15 protein-coding genes and 1 pseudogene are annotated in these 14,320 nt (G+C 63.9%); 9 read left to right on the plus strand and 7 right to left on the minus strand.

The features are described from left to right. Nucleotides 1-88: 88 nt before the first annotated feature. On the minus strand, nt 89-1,423 hold the full coding sequence (locus tag ACZYTC_RS18365) for a S41 family peptidase (protein WP_434959747.1): 1,335 nt from the start codon (nt 1,421-1,423) through the stop codon (nt 89-91). Further along, a complete protein-coding gene (locus tag ACZYTC_RS18370; protein WP_488990256.1) occupies nt 1,423-2,802 on the minus strand; it encodes a murein hydrolase activator EnvC family protein in 1,380 nt (459 codons plus the stop codon). The genes ACZYTC_RS18365 and ACZYTC_RS18370 overlap by 1 nt, the downstream gene beginning before the upstream one ends. 537 nt (nt 2,803-3,339) lie before the next feature. On the opposite strand from ACZYTC_RS18370, the gene ACZYTC_RS18375 reads away from it, so the two are divergent. Both ACZYTC_RS18375 and ACZYTC_RS18380 read left to right on the plus strand, forming a co-directional pair. Continuing rightward, nucleotides 3,340-3,948, plus strand: coding sequence for a YqaA family protein (locus ACZYTC_RS18375; RefSeq protein ID WP_434959055.1), 609 nt, complete (start codon nt 3,340-3,342; stop codon nt 3,946-3,948). Further along, nucleotides 3,939-4,445: a disulfide bond formation protein B gene (locus ACZYTC_RS18380; protein WP_454811766.1), complete on the plus strand. Its 507-nt coding sequence runs from the start codon at nt 3,939-3,941 to the stop codon at nt 4,443-4,445. Before ACZYTC_RS18375 ends, ACZYTC_RS18380 begins: the two co-directional genes overlap by 10 nt. A 204-nt stretch (nt 4,446-4,649) precedes the next feature. Here ACZYTC_RS18380 and ACZYTC_RS18385 read toward each other — a convergent pair whose 3' ends face one another. Next, entirely contained in the window at nt 4,650-5,828 is a 1,179-nt protein-coding gene (locus tag ACZYTC_RS18385; RefSeq protein WP_488990257.1) for an NAD(P)/FAD-dependent oxidoreductase, read from the minus strand. Between the two features lie 221 nt (nt 5,829-6,049). On the opposite strand from ACZYTC_RS18385, the gene ACZYTC_RS18390 reads away from it, so the two are divergent. Together ACZYTC_RS18390 and modC are read left to right on the plus strand one after the other, a co-directional pair. Further along, nucleotides 6,050-6,505, plus strand: coding sequence for a thiol-disulfide oxidoreductase DCC family protein (locus tag ACZYTC_RS18390; RefSeq protein WP_488990258.1), 456 nt, complete (start codon nt 6,050-6,052; stop codon nt 6,503-6,505). A 127-nt stretch (nt 6,506-6,632) separates the two neighbouring features. Continuing rightward, on the plus strand, nt 6,633-7,730 hold the full coding sequence (gene modC / locus ACZYTC_RS18395) for a molybdenum ABC transporter ATP-binding protein (RefSeq protein WP_488990259.1): 1,098 nt from the start codon (nt 6,633-6,635) through the stop codon (nt 7,728-7,730). Here modC and ACZYTC_RS18400 read toward each other — a convergent pair. Then, entirely contained in the window at nt 7,727-8,098 is a 372-nt protein-coding gene (locus ACZYTC_RS18400; protein WP_434959050.1) for a YkvA family protein, read from the minus strand. The two genes, modC and ACZYTC_RS18400, sit on opposite strands and share 4 nt — an antisense overlap. 217 nt (nt 8,099-8,315) lie before the next feature. Here ACZYTC_RS18400 and sdhC point away from each other — a divergent pair, with 217 nt between their 5' ends. From sdhC to ACZYTC_RS18420, 4 genes are all read left to right on the plus strand, one after another. Next, a complete protein-coding gene (sdhC, locus tag ACZYTC_RS18405; protein WP_434959049.1) occupies nt 8,316-8,747 on the plus strand; it encodes a succinate dehydrogenase, cytochrome b556 subunit in 432 nt (143 codons plus the stop codon). A gap of 9 nt (nt 8,748-8,756) precedes the next feature. Then, nucleotides 8,757-9,143 carry a succinate dehydrogenase, hydrophobic membrane anchor protein gene (sdhD, locus tag ACZYTC_RS18410; RefSeq protein ID WP_434959048.1) on the plus strand — a complete coding sequence of 129 codons (387 nt, stop codon included), beginning with the start codon at nt 8,757-8,759 and terminating at the stop codon, nt 9,141-9,143. A gap of 3 nt (nt 9,144-9,146) precedes the next feature. Continuing rightward, on the plus strand, nt 9,147-10,973 hold the full coding sequence (sdhA, locus tag ACZYTC_RS18415) for a succinate dehydrogenase flavoprotein subunit (RefSeq protein ID WP_488990260.1): 1,827 nt from the start codon (nt 9,147-9,149) through the stop codon (nt 10,971-10,973). Between the two features lie 88 nt (nt 10,974-11,061). Beyond that, the gene (locus tag ACZYTC_RS18420) at nt 11,062-11,841 is read left to right on the plus strand and encodes a succinate dehydrogenase iron-sulfur subunit (protein WP_434959046.1); all 780 of its coding nucleotides are present in this window, start codon (nt 11,062-11,064) and stop codon (nt 11,839-11,841) included. 24 nt (nt 11,842-11,865) lie between these two features. Here the strand turns inward: ACZYTC_RS18420 and ACZYTC_RS18425 are convergent. Continuing rightward, nucleotides 11,866-12,216 (minus strand): annotated as a pseudogene (locus ACZYTC_RS18425) (DUF559 domain-containing protein); the annotation flags it as partial. Nucleotides 12,217-12,276: 60 nt separating this feature from the next. After that, complete coding sequence (locus tag ACZYTC_RS18430; protein WP_149252780.1) at nt 12,277-12,495, minus strand: hypothetical protein; 219 nt, start codon at nt 12,493-12,495, stop codon at nt 12,277-12,279. 263 nt (nt 12,496-12,758) lie between these two features. On the opposite strand from ACZYTC_RS18430, the gene ACZYTC_RS18435 reads away from it, so the two are divergent. Further along, the gene (locus tag ACZYTC_RS18435; RefSeq protein WP_434959044.1) at nt 12,759-13,340 is read left to right on the plus strand and encodes an AprI/Inh family metalloprotease inhibitor; all 582 of its coding nucleotides are present in this window, start codon (nt 12,759-12,761) and stop codon (nt 13,338-13,340) included. A gap of 110 nt (nt 13,341-13,450) precedes the next feature. Here the strand turns inward: ACZYTC_RS18435 and ACZYTC_RS18440 are convergent, their stop codons facing one another. Then, nucleotides 13,451-14,287, minus strand: coding sequence for a fatty acid desaturase (locus ACZYTC_RS18440; protein ID WP_434959043.1), 837 nt, complete (start codon nt 14,285-14,287; stop codon nt 13,451-13,453). Nucleotides 14,288-14,320: the final 33 nt, after the last annotated feature.

Below are 14,320 nucleotides of genomic sequence, written 5' to 3' on the forward strand. Positions count from 1 at the left end.
CGAATGTCCGGGGGCGGCTTCGCCCCCAAAACAGCAACGCCGGGACAAGCCCGGCGTTGCACAAGCATGGGATGGGCTGAAAAGCCTGTCAGTTCGGCACGCCCGCCTTCGGATCCGGCGGGAAATAGGCGCTCTTCTGCGCACCATGCAGCAGGTCGATCGCCTTGTTGAGCTGGGTATCGTCCTTCTCGTTGGCGGGCACATAGGCCGATGAGCCGCCTTCCTCCGACTTGTTGTCGGCATCCGGATTGGCCAGATGGCCCTTGAGGCCGGATTCGCCCTTGGTCTGGTCCTTGCCCTTGAGGTCGTCGGGCACGTTCTCCTGAACCACGATCTCCGGTTCGATGCCCTTGGCCTGGATCGAGCGGCCGGACGGGGTGTAGTAGCGCGCCGTGGTGAGGCGCAATGCACCATTGCCCTGTAGCGGGATGATGGTCTGCACCGAGCCCTTGCCGAAGGAGCGCGTACCCAGGATGGTGGCGCGCTTGTGGTCCTGCAGGGCGCCGGCGACGATCTCCGACGCCGAAGCCGAGCCGCCATTGACCAGCACGATCACCGGCTTGCCGCCGGTCAGGTCGCCGTTGCGGGCGGAATAACGCTGCACGTCGTCGGCCTGGCGGCCACGCGTTGAAACGATCTCGCCACGTTCGAGGAAGGCATCCGACACCTGGATCGCCTGGTCGAGCAGGCCGCCCGGATTGTTGCGCAGGTCGATGACAAAACCCTTGAGCTTGTCCGGGCCGATTTCCTTGCTCAGCTTGTCGATGTTCTTCTTCAGGCCATCGAAGGTCTGCTCGTTGAACTGGGTGATGCGGATATAGCCGATGTCATCGCCCAGCTTCTTGGCTTTGACCGACTGCACCTTGATGATGTCGCGCACCACCTTGATGTCAACAGGCTCGCCCTTGTTGCGCAGGATCTTCAGGATGATCGGCGTGTTGACGGCGCCGCGCATCTTGTCGACGGCCTGCTGCAGCGTCATGCCCTGCGTCGCTTCGCCGTCGATGGCGGTGATCAGGTCGCCGGAGAGGACGCCAGCCTTGGACGCCGGCGAATCATCGATCGGCGACACCACCTTGATGGCCCCGTCCTCCTGGGTCACCTCGATGCCGAGACCACCGAACTCGCCCTTGGTCTGCACCTGCATGTCCTGGAAGCTCTTGGCATCCATGTAGCTCGAATGCGGATCGAGCGAGGTCAGCATGCCGTTGATGGCGGCTTCCACCAGCTTGCCGTCCTCGGGCTGCTCGACATAGTCAGAACGCACCCGCTCGAACACGTCGCCGAACAGGTTGAGCTGCTTGTAGGTGTCGGTGACGGCGGCATTGGCACCGCCCATCAGCAGCAGGTGGGGTTGCGTCACCGCGATCGTCGCGATCGCGCCCATGGCCACGCCGCAGAATAGAATGGGAAGCTTGCGAATCATCCGCGTGCCTTCTCGCCTTGATTGGCCCACCACGGGGTGGGGTCTATGGAAACACCGTCTTTCCTGAACTCTATATATAGGGCGGGTTGACCGGCACTTGAAGCACCGCCAAACGCCGCAGCCGTCGCCTGTATTCCCAAGCCCGCCTGAGACCCCGGATCGACGTTCGATCCCGAAGACGGACCTGAACCCATGGCGGCAACCGGCTCGCCCGTCAAGACAAACTGGCCCAGCCCCACATTGATCTTGTCCATGCCGGCCATCACGACATGATACCCGCCACCGGCATTGATGATCAAGAGTTGGCCGTAGGAGCGGAACTTGCCGGCGAAAACGACCCAGCCGTCGCAGGGCGCGGTGACGCTGGCGCCGGACGTCGCCGTCAGGGTCATGCCCTTGGCGGCGCCGCCATTGCCGTCATCGGCGCCGAAGCCGCGCAGCATCGCGCCGGTCACCGGCAAGCGTAACAGACCCTTGGCCTGGTCGAAGGGCATTGCGGGGGTCAGGCGGCTCGGATCCTGCAGGGCGGCGAGCGAAGGCCGGGTCTGGCCAGCCGCCGCGTCGGCGGTGTCGGCGGCGCGCCTGGCCGGCGCCACCTCGCGCTCCATGCGGGCGATCAAATCCTTGAGATTGGCGGCTTCCTGCGCCAAGGCGGTAGCATGGGCCTGTTCGCTGGTGAGGGTGTTCTGCTCCTGCGCCAGCACCTTCTGGCGCTCCTCGACCAGAAGCTGAGTGCGGGTGCGCTGCTCGGCGAGGGTGAGAAGCGCCTGCTTGAGCGTGTCGCGTTCGATGGTGATCTCGCCCCGCACCCGGGCCAATTCCTTGAGATCGGCCACCAGGGCCAACATTTCCTGGCGCATTTCCGGCAGCACCGCCCCCAGCAGCATCGCCGTGCGCACCGCCTCCAGCGCGTCGTCCGGGCTGACCAGCAGGGCCGGCGGCGGATTGCGCCCCATGCGCTGGAGCGAGGCCAGCACCTCGATCAGCAGGCCGCGCTTGGAATCGAGGGAGACGCGAATATTGTCCTCATTGCTGTCGAGCGAAGCCAGTCGCGCCTCGGCACCCAGCACCTTGGCTTCGGTCTCATGCGTCTGATCACCGGTTTCGACCAATTGCTGGCGCAGCTTCTCGCTGTCGCTCCCGATCGCCTGGATCTCCTTGCGCAGGCGCGCCAGCGTCTCGTCGGACAGCTTGATCTCGCCCTGGATGCGCGCGAGGTCCTGGCGTTTGGCGGCAGCCTCGTCGGCGGCGGACGGGGCCGACGGAGGCGCCGCCTGCTCAGCCCGGGCGGGCAGACCTGCAAAGCACAGCAACGCAAACAGCGCCCCGGCGATCATGGCCGGGCTCTTGGTCGAGTTTGCGCTGGTCTCGTTCATTCAGGATAAATGCGGCCAATATGGTTAACGAAGTTTCAATCGTTAACGATTCGTCATTGTTGTCGAGAGACACTGGCGCCGTATCCCGCCTTTTCTGGGGCAGGATGAGGTTTCCAACGGGAAGTTGATCGCCGCCTTCTGGAGCAAAGCGCGTTTAGGCGTAAACGCTTCTTTTCTCTAACTCTTTGTTTCGACGCGTCTTTGCGATTTGAACTGATGCCGTCAAATCGCAAAACGCTGTGGCGCCGGTGGATTTCCCGCCGCATGCCCGCTAAGGAAACTTCGAAGAGTCAAGTGAATTGCCTTGAATCCGTCATTTTCAGCCACGACTAGCGGTGCAAGTCGTGGTGACAGCGTCGCCGGAGGTGGCGGCAAGTGATGACGGGATCACTTGTTCTCCGACCTCTTCCCAGGGGGCACGATCCCGCCGCGAGCATGCCGGAATCCCACCACCGTCATGCTCTCATATCCTGCAACGCCCCGGACTGCCCGGCACCGCCCGATGGACGGATCCGGACTGCCCGCTCAGGGAAAACCATGCTGCGCCGCTTCTATGACTGGATGATCCGCATTTCGGAAAGTCCACGGGCCGTCTGGGCCCTCGGCATCGTTTCCTTTGCCGAAAGTTCCTTCTTCCCGTTTCCGCCCGACGTCATGCTGGTGCCGATGGCGGTCGCCCAACCGAAGAAGGCCTGGTTCTACGCCGCCGTCTGCACTGTCACCTCCGTCCTGGGCGGGGTGCTCGGCTATCTGATCGGCTGGCTGCTCTACGACACGGTCGGGTCCTGGCTGATCAGCGCCTATGGCTATCAGCACGGCGTCGAGCAGTTCCGCTGTCTCTATGCCCAATATGGCAGCTGGATCATCCTGATCAAAGGCCTGACGCCGATCCCCTACAAGATCGTGACCATCACCTCGGGCTTTGCCGGCTACAGCCTTTTCTGGTTCGTCCTGCTGTCGCTGCTCACGCGCGGCGCCCGCTTCTTCATCCTGGCCGGCTTCCTCAACTTCTTCGGCGAGCGCATCCGCGCCTTCATCGAAAAGCACCTGGCGCTGGTGGCGATCGCTTTCGTGGTGGTGCTGGTGGGCGGGTTCTTCGTCGTCGAATATCTGATGCCATCGGGTAGTACCGCAACATGCCAGTAAATCTCAGTTCCCGCTCCGCGCTTGCGGCCGGATTGATCGGCCTCGTCGTCATCGCCAGCGCCCTGGTGCTGCAGCACGGCTTCGGCTATGCGCCCTGCCCGCTCTGCCTCGAGCAGCGCTGGCCCTATTATGTCGGCGTGCCCATCGCCTTCATTCTCGCTTTCATCGGCGACAGGCTGTCGGCGAAAGTGATGGTGGTGGCCTTGCTGCTGCTGGCGGCCCTGTTCGCCTATGGCTGCGGCCTCGGCATCTACCAGGCGGGGGCGGAGTGGAACTATTGGCTCGGCCCCGCCAATTGCGCCGCCGGCAATATCGGTTCCAACCCGGCCAATGTCGGTGGGCTCCTCGATGCGATCGACACTTCCACCGTGGTGTCCTGCACCAATCCAAGCCTGCGTATCGCCGGCCTCTCGCTGGCCGGCTGGAATGCCATCGTCATGGCCGTGATGGTGCTGATCACGCTGAAGGGCGCCGCAAGCGCCGCCAAGTCGCACTGAAAGCGCCACCAGAGCCCATCCGCGTTCGGATTGGCTCAAGTCTTGTCATTGCCGGGCTTGATCCGGCAATCCAGCCTCTCTTTCTAGTTACGAGGCCCCTCTGGATGCCCCGGGTCAAGCCTGGGCATGACAAAAATCTACGATTTCACCTTATAGGTCAGATAGTTAAGGGCTGCTACACCAGCGCTCCACATCGGCCCACCTTCAGATCACGTTGAGCTCGAAGACCGGCTTGTTCTCGATCACGCGCCGATAGTCGAACACCGACAGGTCCAGCGTCTGGAAGCGGCCCGTCGTGATCAGTTCGGCGACGGCGCGCCCGGCGGCCGGAGCCTGCTGCAGGCCGTGGCCGGAAAAGCCGTTGAGAAAGAAGAAGTTCGGCATGGCCGGATGCGGGCCAATCACAGCATTCTGGTCGAGCGTGTTGTATTCGTAATGCCCCGCCCAGGCCCGTATGAGCTTGAGCTCCTCCAGCGCCGGGACCTGGGTGGCCAGGGCTGGCCAGACGGCTTCCTCGAACAGGCTGTAATCGACCTCGAAATCGCCGTCGGCACGCTTCTCGCCGCGTTCGTCCTCGGCACCGCCGCAGATATAGACGTCGCCTTCCGGCCGGATATAGATGCCGCCTGGCTCGACCAGCAGCGGCATGCGCGGCAACTCGGTCCTGCAGCGCACCACGAAGACGGAGCGCTTGCGCGGCTCGACTGGCAGGCCGAGCCCGGCCAGGGCGGCAACGTCGCCACCCTGCGGCCCCGCCGCGTTGACGAGCGTGCCGCAGGCGATGCGCCCGCCCGATTTCAGCCTGACCGCCTCGGCCTTGCCGTCCCGGTGATCGATGCCGACCACCTCGTCCTTCACATAGACGGCGCCGGCATCCCGCGCCGCCTTGCGGAAGAGATCGAGCAGGGAATGGGCGTCGAACCAGCCCTCCCCCCGGCGGCCATAGGCACCGGCGGCGATGCCCTCGACATTGAGCCAGGGAAATTCATGGCTGAGAGCCTGCGGATCGAGCAGCTCGATCGCCGTGCCCTCGGCCTGCTGGACCTGCCAGTTCTGCTCGAGGATCGCCTTACCGCCCTCGCTAGCCAGCAGGAGGTAGCCGCCCTCATGGAAACCGATGTCGGCGCTCGGGCCGAAGCGCTCCTTGAGATTGCGCATGATCTCCAGGCCGAACAGGCTCATGCGGATGTTCTCGGGCGTGGAGAATTGCTGCCGGATCGAGGCGGCCGACAGGGTGGTCGAGGAATGGGCATAGGTCGGATCGCGCTCGATCACCGTGACGGAGCCGGCGAAACCCAGTTCGACCTTGAGGAAATAGGCGGTGGCTGAGCCCATGGCGGCGCCGCCGACGATGACGATGTCTGAAGAAGAAGAAGGGATCACAAGAAGCTCGCTGGCGGAAGGGCGATTGCGCCCGGGGGTTGGCCTTTCTATGATCGCAGGTACGGGATGCGCAATATCCCCGGGTGCGCGGACGTCTCGGCCGCATCTTCCTTTCCTGCGGATGGGCCGTGTCCAGGATGCGGATCGTCCGACACTCTCTTGAGTGTCGCAGGACGTCCGCGCACCCGGGAATGCCTTCGCAAGATCATGGGAGAGTTTTCGTGAACCAATGGCGGCCGCAGCCTGCAGGCGACCTGCCCGACGGACTGATTCTGTTCGACGGGGTCTGCGTCCTGTGTTCGGGCATGGTGGCCTTCGTCATTCCCCGGGATGCCCTCAGCCGTTTCCGATTCGTCGCCATTCAAAGTGAAGCGGGCGCCGTGCTCGCCGATCGTTTGGGCATCCGGGCGGATGATCCCGAGGCTATCGCCGTGATCAGCGACGGCATCGCCTATTTCAAGGCGGATGCGGCCATCGCCATCGGCCGGGGCCTGCCGGGCTGGCGCTGGGCGGTCGTGCTGAAGGCCGTACCCCGCCCCGTGCGGGATTTCCTCTATGACCGTATTGCCCGCAACCGCTACCGCCTGTTCGGCAAGCGCGAGAGCTGCCTGATGCCGACGCCGGAGATCCGTTCGCGCTTCATCGCCACCCTGCCCGATCTTGCGAGCGTGGCATGATCGAGAGAGCCGTCATTGCTGGGACCGCGGACGTCCTCGTCCGCCTCTTCCTTTTCTGCACGAACAGCGTTTCCAGGAGCAGGCGAGGACGCCTGCGGTCCCAGGAACGCCCAGTTCGAGGCGCGGCATGATCGACGCCAACATCATCGTCCGGCGCGCCGGCTTCACGCTCGAATCGGCCTTTACCTCGGATGGCGGCATCACCGCCTTGTTCGGCCGTTCGGGCTCGGGCAAGACGACACTCCTCAATGCCATGGCCGGGCTGATCCGGCCTGACAGTGGGCATATCCGCCTCGATGGGCAGACGCTGTTCGAGGCCTCCTCCCGTACCTTCCTCGCCCCGCATCGGCGCCGGATCGGCTTGGTCTTCCAGGATGCCCAGCTTTTCCCGCATCTCACCGCCAGGCAGAACCTCCTTTATGGCCGCTTCTTCAACCGTCGATCGCTCGACGTCGCCGGCCCGAAGCTCGAATTCGACGCGGTGGTCGGCGTGCTTGGCATCGAAAAGCTGTTGGGCCGCCGGCCGAACGCGCTTTCGGGCGGCGAGAAACAGCGCGTGGCCATCGGCCGCGCCTTGCTGGCCTCTCCTCGCCTGCTGCTGATGGACGAACCACTCGCCGCGCTCGACGCGCCGCGCAAGCTCGAAATCCTGCCCTTGATCGAGCGCGTGCGCGACGAGATGAAGGTGCCGATTCTCTACGTCTCGCATGCGGTGGAGGAGGTAGCGCGCCTCGCCGCCCGTGTCGTGGTCCTGGAGGCCGGCCAGGTCAGCCGCATCGGCACGCCGCAGGACGTGCTGGTACCGGCATCCGGCCCGCTCTCCAATCAGCGCTTCGAGACGGTCTCGCTGCTGGAAGCACGCGTGCGCGGCTATGACGAGCATTACGGCCTCTCGACCCTGGATCACCCGGCTGGCCCGATCAGCATTCCCGGCCGCGCCGGCCCGCCCGGGACCAAGGTGCGCGTGGTGGTGCGAGGCTCCGACGTCTCCATCGCCATGAAACGCCCGGGCAGCGTGTCGATCCGCACCATGCTGGGGGCGCAAGTGCAGGCGATCGATGCCGATGACGGCCCAGTCGCCCGCGTCGACCTCATACTCACCGGCGGCGACAAGCTTTCCGCCTTCATCACCCGCAACGCCGTGGATGAGCTTGGCCTGGGCCAGGGCGATAGCGTCCTGGCCATGATCAAGGCGGCCTCGATCGACGCGCGGTGGGAGGGCTAGCGCCCCTTCTTCACCTCGTCCAGCCAGCGCCGGGCCGCTTCGTGATGGCGCGGCAGTATGGCGCCGGAGACCATGCGGATGGCGGCATAGAGGATGGCGGCATCGTCGGTGAAGCCGAGGCCGACGATGAAATCGGGGACGATGTCGAAAGGCAGCACGAAATAGGCGAGCGCAGCCGCCAGCGTCGCCCGCACCTTGAAGGGCGTGTCGCGGTCGAGCACCGCGTAATAGGCGGCCAGGAGATCGGAAGCGAAGGGTATATGGGCGAGCGCCAGCTTCAGCTTGGGCAGGAAATTGGCCCTGAGCTGTTCCTTGCGCCGCTCGAAACGACGGCCGGCATCGTCATACATACGGGACTGTGTGACCATGTTACCCTCCTCAACGCGAAACCATGTGGCCCCGCTTGCGGCGGTTTCAAGCATCGCATGCCCAGACATCGTGAAAATATTTCGATCTGCATGGCTGCTCTGCGCCCAAAATCCGCCAGGATCTCGGGATTCGCGTTCTAATCCATTGCACTGAGCCCGCCGACAGGATATCGCATCGCAGCAAGATTATAACGGGTCGAAACTGGAGGTCCTTCCGATGGCCGATCCTAACGCGTCCGCCGGCAAGCCTGGCCTGGCTGATTCGCGTCCCTTGTCGCCGCATCTGCAGATCTATCGCTGGCCGATCACCATGACGATGTCGATCCTGCACCGCGTGACCGGCGGGGCTCTCTATGTCGGTACCTTGCTGCTCGCCTGGTGGCTTTTGGCTGCGGCGACCAGCCCGTCGGCCTTCGCCTGGATGCAGTGGTTCATCGGCAGTCCGCTCGGCCTCCTCATCCTGTTCGGTTATACTTGGGCTCTGATGCATCACATGCTCGGCGGCATCCGGCATTTCATTTGGGACTTCGGGCATGGCCTCGGGCCGGGCGAACGCAACGTCTATGCCTGGGCCAATGTGATTGGATCGGTGGCGCTCACGGTGCTGATCTGGATCGTCGGCCTGCTGGCCTTCAGCAGCGCCAACTGAGGACCCGACATGAGCAAGAGCCTCAAGACCCCTCTCGGCCGCGTGCGCGGCCTCGGTTCGGCCAGGTCCGGTACCCATCATTTCTGGCTGCAGCGCCTGACCGGCGCCGCCATGGTGCCGCTCACCATCGCTTTCGTGCTGACGGTGATCTGCCTTGCCGGCGCCAGCCAGGCCACGGCGATCGCCACCTTGTCCTCGCCGCTCGTCGCCATCCTGCTGTTCCTGTTCATCATCGCCGGTATCGTCCATATGCGGGCCGGCATGCAGGTGATCATCGAGGACTATGTCGAGACGGAAAGCCTGAAGATCCTGGCAGTACTCGCCAACACCTTCTTCTCGCTCCTGGTAGGGGCTGCTTGCCTCTACGCGCTGCTGAAATTGAATTTCGGGATGTAAGCCATGGCCGAAGGCACCGTTACCACCCCCTCCGCCCTGGGCACTGCCTATCCCATCACCGATCACACCTATGACGTCGTGGTTGTGGGCGCCGGTGGCGCGGGCTTGCGCGCCGTGGTCGGCTGTTCCGAAGCGGGGCTGCGCACCGCCTGCATCACCAAGGTCTTCCCGACGCGGTCCCACACCGTGGCCGCACAGGGCGGCATCGCCGCCTCGCTCGGCAATATGGGTCGCGACGACTGGCGCTTCCACATGTACGACACCGTCAAGGGTTCGGACTGGCTCGGCGATCAGGACGCCATCGAATATCTGGTGCGCAACGCGCCCGCCGCCGTCTACGAGCTTGAGCATTGGGGCGTGCCCTTCTCGCGCACCGAGGACGGCCGCATCTACCAGCGCCCCTTCGGCGGCATGACCACCGATTTCGGCAAGGGCATCGCCCAGCGCACCTGCGCCGCCGCCGATCGCACCGGCCACGCCATGCTGCACACGCTCTACGGCGCGGCGCTCAAGCACCAGGCCGAGTTCTTCGTCGAATATTTCGCCATCGACCTGATCATGGATGAGGATGGCCAGTGCCGCGGCATCGTGGCCCTGAAGATGGACGACGGTACCATCCATCGCTTCCGCGCCCATCGCACCATCCTGGCGACAGGTGGCTATGGTCGCGCCTATTTCACCGCGACCTCGGCCCATACCTGCACCGGCGACGGCAACGCCATGGTGCTCAGGGCCGGCCTGCCGCTGCAGGACATGGAATTCGTGCAGTTCCATCCCACTGGCATTTATGGCGCCGGCTGCCTGATCACCGAAGGCGCCCGCGGCGAGGGCGGCTACCTCACCAATTCGGAAGGCGAGCGCTTCATGGAGCGCTATGCCCCCTCGGTGAAGGACCTTGCCCCGCGTGACATGGTCTCGCGCGCCATGACCATGGAAATCCGCGAAGGCCGGGGCGTCGGCAAGCGCAAGGATCACATTTTCCTGCATCTCGACCACCTCGATCCCAAGATCCTGGCCGAGCGCCTGCCGGGCATCTCCGAATCGGCCCGCATTTTCGCCGGCGTCGATCTCACCAAGGAGCCGATCCCGGTGCTGCCGACGGTGCATTACAACATGGGCGGCATCCCCACCAATTATCACGGCGAAGTGTTCACCAAGAAAGGCAACGACCCGGATGCGATCGTCCCCGGCCTGATGGCCCTGGGTGAAGCAGCCTGCGTCTCCGTGCACGGCGCCAACCGCCTCGGCTCCAACTCGCTGATCGACCTCGTGGTGTTCGGCCGCGCGGCGGGCCTGCGTTGCGCCGAAATGATCAAGCCCGGCGAGAAGCATGCCGACCTGCCGGCCGATTCGGCCGAGAAGGCGCTCTCACGCCTCGATCGCCTGCGCTACGCCAAGGGATCGACGCCCACCGCCGAACTCCGCCTTTCCATGCAGCATGTGATGCAGAGCGACTGCGCCGTCTACCGCACGAGCGCCTCGCTCGCCGAAGGCAAGCAGAAGATCCATCAGGTCTGGGGCAGTGCCGATGACGTGCGCGTCACCGACCGCTCGCTGATCTGGAACTCGGACCTGATCGAAACCCTGGAATTCGACAATCTGATCAGCCAGGCCGTGGTCACCATGGACGGCGCAGAGAATCGCAAGGAAAGCCGCGGCGCCCACGCCCATGAGGATTTCCCCAACCGCGACGACCAGAACTGGATGAAGCACACGCTGGCCTGGGCAGACACCGAGAAGAAGTCCGTCACGATCGATTACCGGCCCGTTCACACCTACACCATGTCGAACGACGTCCAGTATATCGAGCCGAAGGCACGCGTTTATTGAGAAAGGTGGCTCGCTGACGCGAGCAGCCGCCGACCCGACATCAACAGACCTATCCGGGCGCCTTCCGCGATCCACGAGAGACTCGAAAATGGTTCAGCTCACACTTCCCAAGAACTCCCGCATCGTCAGCGGCAAGGTCTGGCCGAAGCCGGAGAGCCAGAAGAATCTGCGCGAGTTCAAGATCTACCGCTACGATCCGGACGGTGAGTCGAACCCGCGCACCGATACCTATTTCGTCGATCTCGACGATTGCGGCCCGATGGTGTTGGACGCCATCATCTGGATCAAGAACACCATCGATCCGACGCTGACCTTCCGCCGCTCCTGCCGCGAAGGCATCTGCGGCTCCTGCGCCATGAACATCGACGGGGCCAACACGCTGGCCTGCACCAAGGCGATGGACGACATCAAGGGCGTGATCAAGATCTATCCGCTGCCGCATATGCCGGTGGTGAAGGATCTGGTGCCCGACCTTACCCGCTTCTATGCCCAGCACGCCTCGGTCGAGCCCTGGCTGAAGACCGACACGCCGATGCCGGAAAAGGAATGGCGGCAGTCGCATGGTGACCGCGAGAAGCTCGATGGCCTCTATGAATGCATCCTGTGCGCCTGCTGCTCCACCTCCTGCCCGAGCTACTGGTGGAACGGCGACCGCTATCTCGGCCCCGCCGCCCTGCTGCAGGCCTATCGCTGGCTGATCGACAGCCGCGACGAGCGCACCGGCGATCGGCTGGATGAGCTGGAGGACCCCTTCAAGCTCTATCGCTGCCACACCATCATGAACTGCGCGCAGACCTGCCCCAAGGGTCTGAATCCAGCCAAGGCGATCGCCGAGATCAAGAAGATGATGGTGGCAAGGCAGGTGTGAGGGCGGGGGTGTCACCCGCGCCAGGATTGTATCCTGCACAATCTGCGGCGTTTTCAGGATTTCGGCATTCCAGAAACGCACGATGGTGAAGCCTTGTGCTTCCAGCCAGCGATCTCACTCCTGATCATGCGTGCTTTCGGCATGTTGCGAACCATCGGCCTCGACGATCAGCCTGCATTCGAAACAGACGAAATCGACGATGTATTTTCCGATTGGCGCCTGCCGGCGAAACTTCAGGTGGGATAACCGGCGACCACGCAATAACCGCCAAAGCCTGGCTTCCGCGTCGGTCGATTCAGCTCGCATTGAACGGGCGAAGCCACGTTGGTCCTGCTTCACGACGTTAAAAAAGGGGTAGCGAATTATTCCCCTCATCCCCCTGCCGGGACCTTCTCCCGCATGGGGAGAAGGGATTTCATCAAATTCGCGACGCGGCTACCGCACCGGGCCGGTGACGTCCACGTCTTCCACCGGAGGCTGCTTGCCGAGTTCATTGCGGTCAAGCCGGGGCGAGGCCGCGGCTGGAACGGTGGCGGGCGCGTGGAGCGTGAGCTTAGGCAGTTCGAGATTGCTGTCGACGCGGCCAATCGGAGCGGCCGACGATGTCATCGTCGACAGGGCGACCAGCACTGCAACGGCGCTCGGGGCAGCCATGGGTTCTCTCCGGGACGTGTGACGTTCAGGCCACACCTTGGCGAAATTGATTTAAGCAAGCCTTAAGATCATCGAGCCTATCAAAGATTCGACACAGAACCAGCTCAACAGGGCAGTGTGGCCTCGCGGTCCAATTTCCCCTACGGCACGCGAGATTGTTTGCCCGATTTATCGCATGCGGCGTTGCGCTTCTTGCTGTCGCCGTGCGCCTCGATCTGTTATGGGCAGTACCTGATAAACTCTGACTGGGACCGGATGGACCGATGAGATTTTCCGCGCTGGCAATTCTACCTTGTGCCCTGCTGCTGGCGTCCTGCGCGTCGTCATCCCGCCTTGGCGACGCCTTCGATTTCGGCAGTTCGCGCCGCCCCCCGCCCGATGCCGGTCGCCCTGTGCCGGCGCCAGAGCCGCTGATGGCGGCACCGACAGAGGACGTGACCTCCCAGCCCCTGCCGCCCGCCGGCGGCGAGGCGACGCCGGGTGGCACGGCCGCTGCCCCCTCCACCTCGCTCGCGCCGCCGAGCAACCAGGTCGCGGCCCTGCCGACCACGCCGCGGGCGCCGTCCACCGGCGGCATCTCCGGGAGTTGGAAGATTTCCGATGCGGCGCGCGGCAGTTGCAACATCTCGCTGACGCGCCAGGCCCTGCTCGACGTCTACCGTGCCTCTCCGTCCGGCTGCCAGGCCGGATCGCTCGCCAAGGTCAATGCCTGGCAGCAGCGTGGCCAGGAGATCGATCTGCTTGAGCCGGGCGGCCGCACCGCCGTGCGTCTGTTCCCGACGGGCGACGGCGCCTATGAGGGCGCGGCCACGCTGTCGGGCGCCAAGATCCGGATGACCCGGTAGAGGGTGGCTTCCGACGGGAATATCGTGAGGGCAGGCTTCGGCCTGCCCTTTTTTTTCCAAATCGATGAACAGAAAACAAACAGGCGGCCGATGCGATGGGCCCGCCAGGCTCATCCCTGTGCGGGCGCCCGGCCATAGGGATGGATCAGCGTGTCGTGCTCGGTGACGAAATAACGCCGGGCCACGTCCCAATAGCCGTTATAGACCAGACCGCCATTCTCACGAATCACCCGCTCGCGGTTAGCGCGGTACCAGGCCGGGATTTCGTACCAGGGCATCATCGGATTGTCGTGATGCACGACATGCAGGTTGTTGTAGAGGAAGAGCAGGCCTAGCACCGGCGCGTTCTCGACGATGGCCGTGCGCTCCTCCACGTCGTTCTCCGCGCGGTGCTCGGCGAAGGAACGCACCAGCATCAGCGCCGTGCCGGGGTAGACGATCGCCACAAAATACACGAGCGGATTGAGACCGCACACCAGCACGAGCCAGGCCAGCACCACCAGGAGCTGCAGGGCGTGGCTGGTCCAGATGCGGCGATGCATCGGCTCATTGCGCCACACGGCACGGGCTTCGCGGAACAGGAAGGTCGACATTGCCCGCGCCGGCCCGATGATCATCCGGCCAAGGAAGGTGGCGTTGGCGCGGATCGTCCAGGCATGGAAGCGGCCAAGCCGATCCCATTGCTCCTGTGTCCAGTAGTGCGATTCCGGATCGTCGAGCGGGTCGGTCAGCCGTTCGTCGCGGTGATGCAGCAGGTGACTGATGCGATAGGATTCATAGGGCAGCCATAAGAGCAGCGGCCAGCAGCCGATCCAGCGATTGAGCGTCCGGTTCGAGGTCGGATGCCCGTGGATGATTTCATGCTGGAGGGAGGCATGCCAGGCGACCGTCCAGCCTCCGAGCGGAATCCAGAGCCAGAGCGGAATCGCGGCATGAAAATAGGTCAATACCCCCCAAAAGCTATAGATTAAAGCTGCAAG

Source organism: Labrys sp. F242, from assembly GCF_057813875.1.

Excerpts from the sequence above, each read along its gene's own strand:
- modC (WP_488990259.1), top strand. The coding sequence starts at position 6,633 with ATGATCGACGCCAACATCATCGTCCGGCGCGCCGGCTTCACGCTCGAA.
- ACZYTC_RS18420 (WP_434959046.1), top strand. The coding sequence starts at position 11,062 with ATGGTTCAGCTCACACTTCCCAAGAACTCCCGCATCGTCAGCGGCAAG.
- ACZYTC_RS18375 (WP_434959055.1), top strand. The coding sequence starts at position 3,340 with ATGCTGCGCCGCTTCTATGACTGGATGATCCGCATTTCGGAAAGTCCA.
- sdhD (WP_434959048.1), top strand. The coding sequence starts at position 8,757 with ATGAGCAAGAGCCTCAAGACCCCTCTCGGCCGCGTGCGCGGCCTCGGT.
- ACZYTC_RS18430 (WP_149252780.1), bottom strand. The coding sequence starts at position 12,495 with ATGGCTGCCCCGAGCGCCGTTGCAGTGCTGGTCGCCCTGTCGACGATG.
- ACZYTC_RS18370 (WP_488990256.1), bottom strand. The coding sequence starts at position 2,802 with ATGAACGAGACCAGCGCAAACTCGACCAAGAGCCCGGCCATGATCGCC.
- sdhC (WP_434959049.1), top strand. The coding sequence starts at position 8,316 with ATGGCCGATCCTAACGCGTCCGCCGGCAAGCCTGGCCTGGCTGATTCG.
- sdhA (WP_488990260.1), top strand. The coding sequence starts at position 9,147 with ATGGCCGAAGGCACCGTTACCACCCCCTCCGCCCTGGGCACTGCCTAT.
- ACZYTC_RS18380 (WP_454811766.1), top strand. The coding sequence starts at position 3,939 with ATGCCAGTAAATCTCAGTTCCCGCTCCGCGCTTGCGGCCGGATTGATC.
- ACZYTC_RS18400 (WP_434959050.1), bottom strand. The coding sequence starts at position 8,098 with ATGGTCACACAGTCCCGTATGTATGACGATGCCGGCCGTCGTTTCGAG.
- ACZYTC_RS18435 (WP_434959044.1), top strand. The coding sequence starts at position 12,759 with ATGAGATTTTCCGCGCTGGCAATTCTACCTTGTGCCCTGCTGCTGGCG.